Genomic DNA, 13,102 nt, shown 5'->3' on the forward strand with positions numbered 1-13,102 from the left:
TTATAGTACCTAAAATGATATCATCTGTTCATGACCACATTTTTAACTCATTCCCTCGAAGCGCTTAAATCTGCTGTACTTTTAAGTTCGGGCTTTAAAAGCATTGCTCCCGGCGATTGTAAAGTGATCTCTCTTAAAGTATTCGAGCGTACTAAACACAGTATAAGCGAAACTACGCTAAAGCGTGTATACGGTTTTGCGTACAGCAAATTCCGCCCCTCGTTGTTCACTATAGAAACAATGGCCAAATACTGCGGCTACGAAGGTTGGGATGATTTTTGCCTTAAGCAGGAAATACAACACGCAGGCAACAACCCAACAAACGCCAACTGGGAAACCCTAAAACAAAATGCTGCCAAAATAACCAACTTTACCGTGCAGGCGCTGCAAAACAAAGCAGGTATACCATACGCTCAAACCATACAACGGGAATTTATCGACCGCCACTTTGCTGCTTTTTCGCGAGGCGATCATACCGCAACCGTGCTATCGGCACCGGCAGGCTATGGCAAAACTATAGCGCTTTGCCATTGGGTGGAAGAAGCACTGGCGCTAAACGCATCGGGTATAACTAACGATGTTGTATTGTTTTTTAGCAGCAGCGCGCTGATGAATGTTTTTTTAAGTGGCCGTAGCCTTAACGACTGGCTTTTGGGATTACTCGGGTACGCTACCGACGTAGACCTTCGGTCGCTTTTTGATAACGACCGCCGCAAGGAAGGTAATTTTTACCTGATAATAGACGGCCTGGACGATCATTCCTACAAATCGGAGCAATTTCAGCTATTACTTAGCCAGGTAAATGATATCGCCGCTTTACACCAAAATACCGGCTGGTTTAAGCTGATACTTACTATGCGTGCCGCAACCTGGGTAAACAATAAACATCAGCTGCAAAACAATCCGGATAACTGGTATACGGCTTTCACCGCCAATAACAGCCACCTGGAAATTAACGTGCCGTTATTTAGCGCCGCTGAAATAAAGGAGCTGTGCAAAAAGATAAACCCCGGAGAGGAGGTTTGTTTAGCTGAAGATATTGCCGAAAATTTTAATCATCCATTATATTTCCAATTTTACTACAAACAACATAAAGACGATTTTTCACTTAACAATATCAACCATGTTTGTTTGTATGAGCTGCTCTCTGCATTTGTTTTAAACAAAGTTTACCTGGGGCCGTATTCGGCTGATAAGCTACTGTTACTGACCGCGCTGGTGGAATTAATGGACTTTAAAAACGGTGTATTTGAGGTTGACAAACTAAAAGTAAACGGCCTGATAAAACAATGCGCACCGGCTTATCATGACCTGTTAAGCGTTGGTTTTTTAAGAGAATTAAATACCAGTGCCAATCTGCAGTATCATACTGTTGTGGAGTTTGTAAACAGTAATTTTTTAGAGCTAACCATAGCCAAAGCCTTACTGCAGAAAAACAACAATGCCTTCGACAGTAAACTTATAGCGCAAATTAATACCAGTTTTGCTAATGAGCAGCGCAGGTTTGGAATATTAAAATGGTGTGTGATATATGTCACCAAAAGCGGGCAGCAAAATAACCTGGATGTACTTGCGAATGCGCTGTTAACCCCTTGCCAAAAATCGGAGCTGCTGCAGTTTTTAAGCGAACTTTTTGAGAAAACAGGCTCACCAATGATAAACGCCGAAGTGCTTATTAATTAAAAAAGGCCATTGCCGGCTTTAAAACTTAAAGAAAAACACCACCAACTGCAGCACTATATTGCCATACACGCCAGCCAGCACATCATCCATCATCACCCCTGCCCCACCGGGTAAGGCTTCCATTTTGCGGATACCAAGAGGCTTTAAAATATCAAAAAAACGGAACAGCACCAGGCCTGCCAACAGCAAGTAAAGATTTGCCGGGATGAATAACATGGTCACCAACATACCCGCTACTTCGTCTATCACCACACGATAGCTGTCTTTACCCCATTCGGGTTCTACTTTGTTGCCAACATAAATACCCAGGAAGGTAATGAGTACCGTAACTAAAAATAAGATATAGGAAGGGTAAATATTCAGCTGCCATATTGCCCAGATAAGCGGGCAGGTTACAATGGCTGCAAGCGTACCGCCGCCCTTTATGTAGCCTATCCCAAATATGGATGCGATCAGTTTATTCATACCCCCGGTACTTAGCTTTTATTTAAAACATCTTCCGCAGCTTCAGCAACTTCAGGTTCTATCGTATGTTTTTTAGGGAAGTTAAACAGCAGGGAAGTAATAACAGGGATCAGGAAGATAGCTACAGTAAATACCGATACGGCAATATCCGCAGTTTCGCCTTCCATAAATTTAGAGAACGGTGTCTCGGGATAAAAGTGGATGTATAAAGATGATGTGAGTTTAATCCCCAATACCCCAATCACAATAAAAGCAACGGTTTCTAAAAAGGTGAATTTCTCCATCAGCTTTACAAATGCCTGTGCCACAAAACGCATGGCCAATATACCGATGAACACCCCTGTATAGATCAGGAACACGTGATCGGTAAAGGCGACGGCGGCAAATACGTTATCTATAGAGAACGCAAGATCCATCAACTCTACCAATGCAACGGTTGCCCAAAAGGTGCCTATCAACCCAACGGTTGATTTGTACAGCCAGTTTTTTTCTTTATCAACGCTTTCAGCCTCGCCTGCTTCTTTGGTTTGTAGTTTGCCTTTAAAGTAGTCGAAAGCGAGGTATAACAGGTAAAGTCCGCCCAGTGGTTTCAACCACCATATTTTTACCAGCCATGCGGCTAAAAACAAACATACGCCGCGCAGCACATAAGCGCCAATAATACCATATTTAAGTGCCCTGCTGCGCTGTTTTGGTGGCAGATCTATCACCATAGTAGCCAGCACCGCGGCGTTATCCACCGAAAGTAGGCTCTCGATAACGATCAGGTTCAGTACAATCAGTAAACCAGCTTTAATATCTTCCCCAAGCAGGGTGTGTAAAATATCCATATATAGGTCTTATTAAATTAAATCGGTATTAAGCATTGTTTTTAAAATGTTTGCCTGCACATCAAAGCTATTCATATGCTGCAGAAAATCAACATCGGCAATTTTTTTATAATCCTCATCCAAAAGGTTTATCACCTCTGCCGGCAGGTGCGTTTTCATTACGCCGGCGCTGCTTTGCAGCCTTACATTCTTATCCAGCAACTCCTGCATCACCCGCTCTTTTTTGGAAAGCTTACTCTGATGCGAAATACTGCCAATTTTAGCGATATCGCAAAATAAAAAAATATTATTTGAGGGCGAATATAGAAAGTACAGGGCTACTTCCGTGAATTTATAAACTTCTATGGTAATGTCTCCGGTTTTTAAGCCTGCATAAAATTCTATCTTAAAACCGTGCTTGTTTAGTTTCCCCATCAGCTTTCGCTGAATGGTGGCGTATTTATCCGTGTACAGGTCGGCCGGGTTGTAACGAAGCAGCTCATCCAGCAATTCGACCGGGATCTCCGAAAAGTAATCGGGCGCGTACCGCGAACTGAAAAGGTTGATATTTTTGGCGAAAGGATAATCCTCCAGATCGTTGGAAAGCACCTCGAACAACTTGCGCAGGCTTTGGCTCATCTTTAGCGCCTGCCGTTGTTTATCGTTGGCAAAATCGTTCTCGCTAAAAATGGTATCGTCCATCTGCCCTATCAGCTCGTTGTTTAGCTGAACTTCATCCAACATTAAGTCGGCCCGGCTCTCGTTGTTTTTCTTGATCTTTTTCAGCAGATCTATTAGGGTAACAGTAAACTGGAGATGAAACAACTCCAGTTTATTGATATCCAGATCGGGATTGGTTGCAAATAACTGGTGGATTACTTGGGTACGCAGATAAATTTTATAAATGATATCGTTATTAAAGAACACCGTAAGCAACTGCAGTTTGCTGATGGTACGGGTAGATTCATTTAAAATATTTATCCTGTTTTCATCCATCAATAGTAAGCCCATTTAAAATGTAAAAATACAAAAATACTATCGTAGGCACTTATCAGATTTTAAATAGGAAAAAGGTGGTGCGCTAAGCCAAATAAAATATATCAATTAAATTTCTGCAGGGAAACAATTTCATCCGGCCTCCGCAGTGGATATAAGAAACGGTGCTCAATATGCTGGAGCCCTTGATACCCCCATTTACCATCAACCAATTCTTGAAGATCGAAATACCTCTCTTCGTTATTTACGATTCCTAATAACACAAGCGTTACCAGTGGATTCAGCAATTGCTTGTTTACAAGCTTTGCCCAAATAAGTCCGTCATCCGGATGTTTATTGATAATATAATTGCCTACCAGCACAATGAAATTTAACTTATACTTATTAAAAGCTTTTTTCTTTTTTAATAATTTGCATATCTCATCAAGGTCTGACGGTTGCGTTAATTCATTTTCATATTTAGCTACATACTTTAACAGATCGTTATTCAGCACTTCTTGAAACTGAAGCAGATTTTCAAACTTTTCTTTGTTTGCAAAGTAAAAATCGTTGATTTTCTCGTTTGTAGGATAATAGCAATCTGTTCGCCATTTTTCCAACAAAACCGTGTCCTTGGCTGCCAGGCATTTTGCGAACGGATTGATTGGCATTACTAAATATGTTCCATCACTCAATTTGTAAACCGTGCTTAGGTTGAAATAAACGCGCTCTACAACCTCGCCATCCATATGGGATTTCAGCTCGTTTGCTTCAGGCCAATTAAGTATATTGTAGTTCGTTTGCATTGCGAATTATAATAGAAGAGCGTTGCTTGTTAGCACGAGAAGCCTTTTCCGATTGCCCTACCCGTCATTCTCGCGCCATTGGTGTTTCCTATCGCTCGCATATTTGACTCACCCCGACGGCACTATCGTGCGTCGACCCTCTCTGCTTCGCAAAGAGGGTGAAGAGATTGAATAAAAATACCCCCAATGTCTCCCCTTCTTTGCGCAGCAGAGAGGGGGCGGGGGATGAGTCGCCTGGCGACGCATACGTGAAAAAGCCTTTCCCCTATTAGTTTAACTCACATTGGCCACGTTCTTCTTCAGTTCCGATTCCAAATTCTGCAATTCGGTGTTCAGTACCCTGCGGTTTTGCGTGCCTTCATCATGTATACGCTTTACCTCTGTAAGCGTCTCAATCAGCGAAGCCGTGGTGCGTTTTAAAGTCTCTAACGAAACTACGGTTTTTTCGTTTTCCCGTGCAACTTCTATGCTGTTTTGCTTCAGCAAATCGGCATTTTTTTGCAAAATGGTGTTCGTAGTGTCTGATATTTTCTTTTGCATCTCCACATTTTCCTTTTGCCTGTTCAAAGCAACGGCAATGGTTAATTGGTTTTTCCAAACCGGGATAGTGGTTGATACAATGGACTGCGCTTTCTCGGCAATAGTAGTATTGTTGTTCTGTACAATTCTTATCTGCGCCAGCGACTGCATCATAATAAAGCGCACCACCTTCAGGTCGGCAAGGCGTTTATCCAGGCGATTTACAAAATCGCGCAGGTCGGCAATTTCGTAATCCTCGTAAGCAGCCGGGTTGCCATCCATCACGGCAAGCTGCTCGTTCAGTTCGTTGTATTTCAACTGGCCCGAGATAATAAGCTCTTCCATCTGGTGGATGTAGGTAACGTTACTATCAAACATGGTTTGCAGCGATGCATTATCTTTTAATGAGTTTACGCGACCAGCCTTAACCTTATTCACAATTTTATCGATGTTGTTTACCACGGTATCATACTTGGCAAACAACTTTTTGGTATCCATTACGATACTTTTTAAAAACGGAATGGCGGAGATGAATTTGGTGAACGCGCTTTGGTTCAGTTCATCCACATCAATATAATTCAGCTCATGAAGCAGATCGGTAATTAACGTGCCCACCTCGCCCGAGTTGTAGGTACGCACCGATGTTAAGAACGTATTGCTGTAACGCTCCATCGAATTCTGCACCTCGGTACCGTAGTTCAGTATCGAGTTTACGTCCTTCGGGTCGATGGTTTTAGCAATCTCTTTAAACTTTGTTTCCTCGGCCGGGGTAATAGTGGTAAGGTCTACCGTACCATCCTTGGCCAATTTTACCGGCGTGGTTGTACCCGGCGCCGGTTGAGGCGGCAGGTTCAGGTCCGGCATGTTCAAATTCAACTCGTTATTGCTTGGGTTAGTTTCCATTTTGCTTAATGTTGATGCTGTTTACAGCTTATAAATAATTTTGTGTCACCGTTTTTACGGTTTCTTCCAGTTTGCGGTCTTTAGTTGGCTCACCAATGGCGTTAAATTTCCATTCGCCGTTCTTTTTGTAAAACACGCCCAACACCATAGATACATGACCCTTAAAGGCGGCGCCGTTAGCGATATCATACTTTGCGAAAATTTCGGTAACGCGTTTTGGCGTACCCTCGTAAATGCGGATAGAGGCGAAAGGTATATCACCAAAATCCTGCCCGCGGAAACTGTTCAGTACAAAGGCAACATAGGTTACTGCCGGGCTTAAACGCGAAAAATCTACCGTAATAACTTCGTTATCTATGCCATCATCACCGCCCATATCGCCGGTTAGGTCATCGCCACTGTGGCGTACCGATTGGTCTTTAGATTTTAAGTTACCGAAGTAAACTACTTCTAAAAGCCTTTTTTGATCATCGTACAAAGCGCAGCTGGCATCCAGATCCACCGCTTCTTTGGTGCTGCCAAAGCCAAAAAGGCCTTTCTTTTCTATAGCGCCCCAGTTAATACCTACACATATATTTTGCAGCTTGGCACCATCCGATTTTTCGAGGCTGATGCGCTGTCCTTTTTGAAGATTAATGGCCATCTTGTTGTTTTTATGAGTTGTGAGTAGTGAATGGTGAGTAGTTAATAGAGAGTGGTGAACAGTTAATGGTATTGATTTTGGCAACCACTCACCACTCCCTACTCACTAATTGTATTTATTCAAATAATCCTGCAGGCCACCTTTCATACCGGCGCCTACTGCTTCAAATTTCCATTTGTTATCGCGTTTGTAAATACGGCCAAATTCTACGGCTGTTTCTATCGAGAAATCTTCCTCCAGCTCGTATTTCAAGATGTCGGCACCGGTAGCTGCATCAGCAATACGGATGAACGAGTTACGCACCTGCCCAAAATTTTGGCGGCGTGCTTCCGCCTCGTGTATGGTTACCACAACACAAATTTCGGTAACGCGGGGGTCTGCTTTAGACAGGTCGATTTTTATTTGCTCATCATCGCCATCGCCCGCACCTGTGAGGTTGTCGCCGGCATGTTCTACAGCGCCATCCGGAGATTTAAGGTTGTTATAAAACACGAAGAACTCATCGGCTACTAATTTTTTATTATCGCCCATAATGAAGATAGAAGCATCCAGGTCGAACGCTGCTCCGGTAGATGAACTGTTGGTATCCCAACCTAAACCTATAGTAAATTTAGGAGCGTCGATAGCTTCGCGCTGCCCCTTTTGAAGACTAATTGCCATATTCTATTAATTTATAATTATCTAAAAGTAAACGTTTTTTTATGTGATCCAGGTTTTGACGGTAAGCTTCGATGGTATGGTACCCGTTGCCTAAAGCCATATTATATAATTGTTCGGTAAATGTATTGTTTTGTTCCTGTATGAAAACACAAAAACTGTCAAAATCATAATTCAGCATGTATTTCACTATCCGTGTATTTATACAGAAATCCGCCGCTTTTATTATATCCTCTAAATGAAATATTGATTTTACATGATGGTAGTTCAGCTGGTTCTCCACATTCGGGTGGATGCTTTTATTCACCAGTTCGGCAAAGTAAAGCATGTAAATATCATTGGTTAAACCGTACTCCTCTACCATTTTCATGATCATGCGCTCGTGGCTGCCGGTAATGCGGATATCATCCAGGAAGATGAGCGTTTTGCCTGCCAAAAAATCTTTATCGATGTGGAAGTGGTCGTTACCTATCAGCTTCATGCGCTGCTCGGCATCAAGCTCTCCATAGTCCTCTTTATAGGTGATGGTGCGGTGTACCTTTGCTTCCTGCGCTACCGGGAAGTGATGCTGGGCCAGCCAGTGGTTCAACCTATAAACAAACCAATTCTTCATGGCGAAGGTGGCCGTTGGAATGAACGAATACGGACTCGAGATCACCACAATTTGCTGCCGGATAGGGTTTACGGCCAAGCGTTGGGTTATAAAACCATCGGCCAGTGCCGTGCCGAATGACTTTGACACCCTGCCGTCGCCAAATTTAAAGCGACTATAGTCATCGGCGCTGAAACCAAAGCTATCGGTATTGTTTATATGATGTAATGAATAGGTAGCGTTCATCAGTTAATAAGGTTTAGGATGGTCTTTTTGTTCGAATTGATGAGCAGGCTATCTATCCCGATAGCTGTTGCAGGTACGATATCATTCTTTGGGTTATCACCAATATGGATGATATCCCCGAGCGGAGCACTTCTGCCCGGCCTGCAAATGTCGACATTGGTCAACATCAGCTTGAAGAAATCCTTGTTTGGTTTCGACATGCCCACTTCATCTGAATACAGCTGAAAATCAAAAAAATCATCCAGCTTATGCAACGCCAATACTTTTCTCAATGTTTTCCCGGTGATGTATCCTGTATTACTCAGTAAGCTAAAAGTGCTCTCACTGTTTTGTTTTAGATGCTGAAGGGACGAAAATGTTACACGGCTGTACAATGCGGGTGGATACTGAAATAATAACTCCTCCATTTTCAGGTGCAAATGGCCGGTATCTACATCATCAAAGTTTATATTACCATCGTGAATAAAATTGAGCACCATCAGGTACATTTCGTCGGCATCTATGTTTTTACCGCTCTTTTCGTTTACGGCGTTTACCATCAAGTCTACCTGGCGGAATATTTTGGCTACATCCTCTTCGGATTTGTGGAAAGCATTATGATGTGTATGGAAATATTTTGCCCGTTTCGCCTTGAAATCGGGATTGGATTTAATGAGTGTTAACCACAGGTCGAACGAATAGTGCTGATAGTAAGGCATGAGCAAAAATTTAGCATAATTATGTAGTGTTTGTAAAATACAAACTAAAACGGCAAACACACATCATTAACAATTAATTAAGTATTAATCAATTGTTAATCACCTGTTCCGGCGCTATTATCGGTAAGTTTCTTTAAAAAAGCTACGATGTCTTTTTCTTCTTTAGGCGTAAGGTTTAACTTATCAAACGGGAGTGTAAGGTTTGGAAGATCGGCACCTGCGCTAAGGCCGCCGCCTTTGTTATAAAAATCTACCACCTGCTCCAACGTAGTGAAAACGCCATTATGCATATACGGCCCGGTGAACGCAATATTACGAACCGTAGGTGTACGAAATGCGTAGAGATACAGAGGCAGCTTTCGTAGTTCGTATTTGCCTTTGTCAGAATCTATACCGGGTTTGCCCAACTTTGAGGGCACGCCTATTACTTCTGTTTCGATGTTCCGGAAATCGGGCGGAACCGTACCGTTAAACAACGGCGCAAAATGGCAGGTAGCACATTTGGCCTTACCCATAAACAGGTTAAATCCGCTCACTTCAGTTGCTGTAAGCTGCGTACGGTCTCCACGCATAAACTTATCGAAGGGTGCATTAAGGCTATTAAGCGAGCGAATGTAGCTGCCTAAAGCATTACGCAGGTTGTATTCGTTTACAGCGCTTTTGGCTTTTGGGTAAGCTTTGTTAAACATGGCAACGTAATCCTTTTTTTTACCCAACCGATTCACCGCATCGGGCAATGAGCCGTGCATTTCGTCTTTATTATTGATCACGTCGGTAGCCTGATCTTCCAGGTAGGCAACGCGGTTATCATAAAAAAGGGCCGGCTGCAAACCTGCGTTTAAAAGGGTTGGCGTGTTGCGCCTGATCTGTTTCTTGCCGTCGATAGATTCACTTTTTACAAGGCCATCTGTAAATGCTTTAGCCGGCTGATGGCAACTGCCGCAAGTACGGGTACCTGTGCCCGATAGTATCGGGTCGAAAAATAAACGCTTGCCCAAAGCTATTTTAGCAGGGCTGCTATGGTCGTCATAACTGGCTGTGTAGTAATCGGCATTGAAAACATTTTGATCGAAAAGCGTTTTTGCATTGGCATTTAATCCACGTATTTCAGGAAACTTATTAATACCCAAGGCGGATGATGTTTTAAGCAATGTTACCGACAATGGATTGCCATAGTTAAGTATAAAAGCCATCCTATCGAAACCATTGAAATCACGGTGATTAATCAGGTACCGGCTACTTCTGCTGATCAGCGAATTTAGTTCGCCATACAGCGATGGATCTTTTTCCTCCACGGCGGTTTTATAGAAAGTTAACACCTGGTTTAAAGTACTCAAAGATGCCGCCGCCTCTTCCATGGAATTTTGCGCAATGGGCGCATCGAAGCCGGTTATACCTTGTGTTATAATGCGGAACACCTCCATCCGCATGGCATCAAAAATTTGGGCATCGGCCAGTTCCTGGTTTTCTGTTAATTGCTTAAGCCGTTTAAAACTCGGGATGGTGATATCAAGCTGCTTTAGCAATTCGGTTTTATTAGCAGCATTGTAAGCCGGGAACAAAAGCGGCTCGATAACCTGGAATCCTTCGGGGAGATCTATCCTGTGCTGGTCGTTATCGTCCATCGCGGGGATAGGCGCGCCATTGATGCTTTTTGCAGTTACCGGCGTATAATACTCAACTAAAAACTCCGCCTTTTTATAATCAAGCCGTGCCTGTTTAAAAGCCTTTTGTAACTTATCTGCACTAACACCTTCCTGTACCAGGTTCCTTAAAGTTTTCAGGGAAGTATCAGCCTGTGCTATTTGCTGTAACTGCAAGGCTTTTACCTGGTCTGCATTACTTTGTGAGTTCTGCTGCCTGCAGGCTATCCATACGCTAACGCATAAAAGGCAGCCAATAATTAATAGTTTCTTCATTAGAACATCGAAAACAAAAAAATCCCCCGGATGCATATCCGGGGGACCTGGTATAACTTAAATGATATTATCTTGGCAAGCCTTTTAACACAAGAATCTGGCTGGCCTGGCTCTCATTAGGGCGTTTAGTGCCGCCATCTTTATTTTTAAATGCGTCACCAACCCAGGTGTGCGGCTGTACAGATAAGGTGAAGGTATCTGCAATACCAACTACATCAGATATATCAACCAACGCGCCGTATTCCCAGTTACCCTTTGCAGCAGTAGCGCCAAATTTAGGATCGGTACGGCGATGGTCAAGTTCCAACACAACTTTTACCTCTTTAGTAGCAATGTTGTACTGGTAAATGTAAGCATCGTGTGTTTCTGCACCGTAGGTGTTAGAGTCTTCCTGAATGTAAACGTAGTTTTTAGTTACGCAGATATTATCCGGATTTTGGAAGTCTTTAGCCGGGCCGCTATCGTTGTCGCCATCAAGTATACACTGCAGTTTACCTTTAAGCATATCATTAGCATCCATTACAAGCTTGTAAGTACGGCCAAATACTGTACGTACTTTAGCAGCGTTAACACCTGTTGGCGCCTGGCCGGTTACGTTAAAGTAGATCTCCCTGTTGTTTTCGGCGCTACCTTTACGATAGTCGATATCCTCTACCCTGCCAAATTTAATGGCCTTTAGCGGGTCAACTAATGCCTGTGTTTGTACACCGGTAATGGTTTTGTGGTTCTCTACCTTCACAAATTCAACATCATAAGTGGTACCGGCCGTCATTTCGGTTTCAATCTGGTTGTTATCAGTACGTTTAAGCATATACTGGGTACCGTTATTCAGGTCGCCAACAGTGTTTGATACATAAAGCACCAACTGGCCGCCAGATGCATCATCAGCATCCTCACCAATTAAAACAACAGTTTTGCCAGTGTAAGCTTCTTTTGTTAAAGGAACCGCATTTTCCGCGCTCCAATGGCCAAAGCCCTGGGTAAGGGTATTTGTTTGCATCCCGGCAGTTAAGGGGTTTAGGGCATGCGTTTGCGCTTCAACATTACTTTCGCCCGCGCTTAAGTAAAGCGGACCAAAGCCGTTAACTTCTTGTGTAGCCATTGTTGCCGAGCATAAACGCGCCTGGCCACCATCTGAATTTAGCGAATATTCGCCTTTTACAGGCTTAAAATTTTTATCGAAAGTGATACGGGATACCGACCAGTTATCTTCGTTATTTACCATCATTATAAAACCGCCGTCTGCAGTTTTAATGGTTCCGGCACCATCGGCTGAGCCACCAAACACGTACGCTGGTGATTGTTCAAACGCATCTTCGCTGCTAAACAGGGAAAATACTTCCATGCTCTCGAAGCCGCTCTTTTTTAATACCAGCGCCGGAGTTTTAGAATAGTTTTGCAACGTAATAGGCGGAGTTACTTCCTCCTTTTTATCTTTACTGCAACCACTGATAAAACCGGCTGTGATTACCGCTGATGAAGTAAGCGTAATGCCGATTGCTTTAAGGTAAAAGTTTTTCATGTTTGTATAATTATTATCATACAAACTTACCCCGCCAGTGTAATCACCGAATAAGTACACCTTTAACCTTGTGTTAAGGGGGTATTTAGAACCATTCTACGGTAAACTTAAAAACACACAAGAGTGTAAACTAAGCGTTAATAATTCATTGCGTACGATACTACTGTGTTTTGCACCGCACAGGAAGGACGCCGGTAACATCAAATCAGCAACAACTATGAATAGGGAAATTAACGTGCTGAACATTTGGGGCACAAGCCCGATGCATACAAGGTAAAGCCGCTTGCCTGGAAACCTGCCGGCAGGTTAATTGAGGGCAAACTCAGTTCGTTCAAACAAAATACGCCTTTGCAGGCGGTGCAATTGAAATGCAGGTGTTCGTCGTGATGGTGGTGCTCATGGCAGCCGGATGAGCAAACAGCATAGTTAGCGGTACCATTCAAATCGAAAACTTTATGGATAATACCCTTCTCTTCAAACACATTCAGGATGCGGTAAAGGGTAACCCGGTCTATATCATGCATTACGCTCTCCAGATCGGGTTGCGAAGTGGCTGTATTTTTGGCGTACATCATAGATAACACCCGCAGGCGCGCACCGGTCTTCTTCAGCTGGTGTTTCTCCAGCAGATCCTCAAACTGATAGGTGTTTTTTACCTGTGCCAT

Annotated in this window: 13 protein-coding genes; 1 reads left to right on the plus strand and 12 read right to left on the minus strand. The window is 43.2% G+C overall.

The genetic code is table 11. From position 1 onward, the window contains the following. Window positions 1-30 precede the first annotated feature (30 nt). Entirely contained in the window at window positions 31-1,683 is a 1,653-nt protein-coding gene (locus IDJ77_RS05480; protein WP_191187918.1) for a hypothetical protein, read from the plus strand. A gap of 18 nt (window positions 1,684-1,701) precedes the next feature. Here the strand turns inward: IDJ77_RS05480 and IDJ77_RS05485 are convergent, their stop codons facing one another. The 12 genes from IDJ77_RS05485 to IDJ77_RS05540 form a co-directional block, all read right to left on the minus strand. Then, a complete protein-coding gene (locus IDJ77_RS05485; protein WP_191187919.1) occupies window positions 1,702-2,148 on the minus strand; it encodes a phosphatidylglycerophosphatase A family protein in 447 nt (148 codons plus the stop codon). 11 nt (window positions 2,149-2,159) lie between these two features. Beyond that, complete coding sequence (locus IDJ77_RS05490; protein ID WP_191187920.1) at window positions 2,160-2,978, minus strand: TerC family protein; 819 nt, start codon at window positions 2,976-2,978, stop codon at window positions 2,160-2,162. Between the two features lie 12 nt (window positions 2,979-2,990). After that, the gene (locus IDJ77_RS05495) at window positions 2,991-3,968 is read right to left on the minus strand and encodes a hypothetical protein (protein ID WP_224750976.1); all 978 of its coding nucleotides are present in this window, start codon (window positions 3,966-3,968) and stop codon (window positions 2,991-2,993) included. Window positions 3,969-4,057: 89 nt separating this feature from the next. Next, complete coding sequence (locus IDJ77_RS05500; protein WP_191187921.1) at window positions 4,058-4,738, minus strand: hypothetical protein; 681 nt, start codon at window positions 4,736-4,738, stop codon at window positions 4,058-4,060. Between the two features lie 273 nt (window positions 4,739-5,011). After that, a complete protein-coding gene (locus IDJ77_RS05505) occupies window positions 5,012-6,160 on the minus strand; it encodes a toxic anion resistance protein (protein WP_224750977.1) in 1,149 nt (382 codons plus the stop codon). 28 nt (window positions 6,161-6,188) lie between these two features. Further along, window positions 6,189-6,803 (minus strand): TerD family protein, encoded by a 615-nt coding sequence (locus IDJ77_RS05510; RefSeq protein ID WP_191187922.1) that lies wholly within the window; start codon window positions 6,801-6,803, stop codon window positions 6,189-6,191. A gap of 105 nt (window positions 6,804-6,908) precedes the next feature. Further along, window positions 6,909-7,463: a TerD family protein gene (locus tag IDJ77_RS05515; RefSeq protein WP_191187923.1), complete on the minus strand. Its 555-nt coding sequence runs from the start codon at window positions 7,461-7,463 to the stop codon at window positions 6,909-6,911. Then, the gene (locus IDJ77_RS05520; RefSeq protein WP_224750978.1) at window positions 7,453-8,298 is read right to left on the minus strand and encodes a phosphoribosyltransferase family protein; all 846 of its coding nucleotides are present in this window, start codon (window positions 8,296-8,298) and stop codon (window positions 7,453-7,455) included. The genes IDJ77_RS05515 and IDJ77_RS05520 overlap by 11 nt, the downstream gene beginning before the upstream one ends. After that, window positions 8,298-8,996, minus strand: a complete 699-nt coding sequence (locus IDJ77_RS05525; protein ID WP_191187924.1) for an HAD family hydrolase — start codon at window positions 8,994-8,996, stop codon at window positions 8,298-8,300. Before IDJ77_RS05525 ends, IDJ77_RS05520 begins: the two co-directional genes overlap by 1 nt. 95 nt (window positions 8,997-9,091) lie before the next feature. Further along, entirely contained in the window at window positions 9,092-10,915 is a 1,824-nt protein-coding gene (locus IDJ77_RS05530; protein WP_191187925.1) for a cytochrome c peroxidase, read from the minus strand. A 67-nt stretch (window positions 10,916-10,982) separates the two neighbouring features. After that, window positions 10,983-12,437 carry a PhoX family protein gene (locus tag IDJ77_RS05535; protein ID WP_224750979.1) on the minus strand — a complete coding sequence of 485 codons (1,455 nt, stop codon included), beginning with the start codon at window positions 12,435-12,437 and terminating at the stop codon, window positions 10,983-10,985. A 230-nt stretch (window positions 12,438-12,667) separates the two neighbouring features. Beyond that, on the minus strand, window positions 12,668-13,102 hold the full coding sequence (locus IDJ77_RS05540; RefSeq protein ID WP_191187926.1) for a Fur family transcriptional regulator: 435 nt from the start codon (window positions 13,100-13,102) through the stop codon (window positions 12,668-12,670).

The sequence above is a fragment of the Mucilaginibacter pankratovii genome (assembly GCF_014773265.1).
Classification (GTDB): domain Bacteria; phylum Bacteroidota; class Bacteroidia; order Sphingobacteriales; family Sphingobacteriaceae; genus Mucilaginibacter; species Mucilaginibacter pankratovii.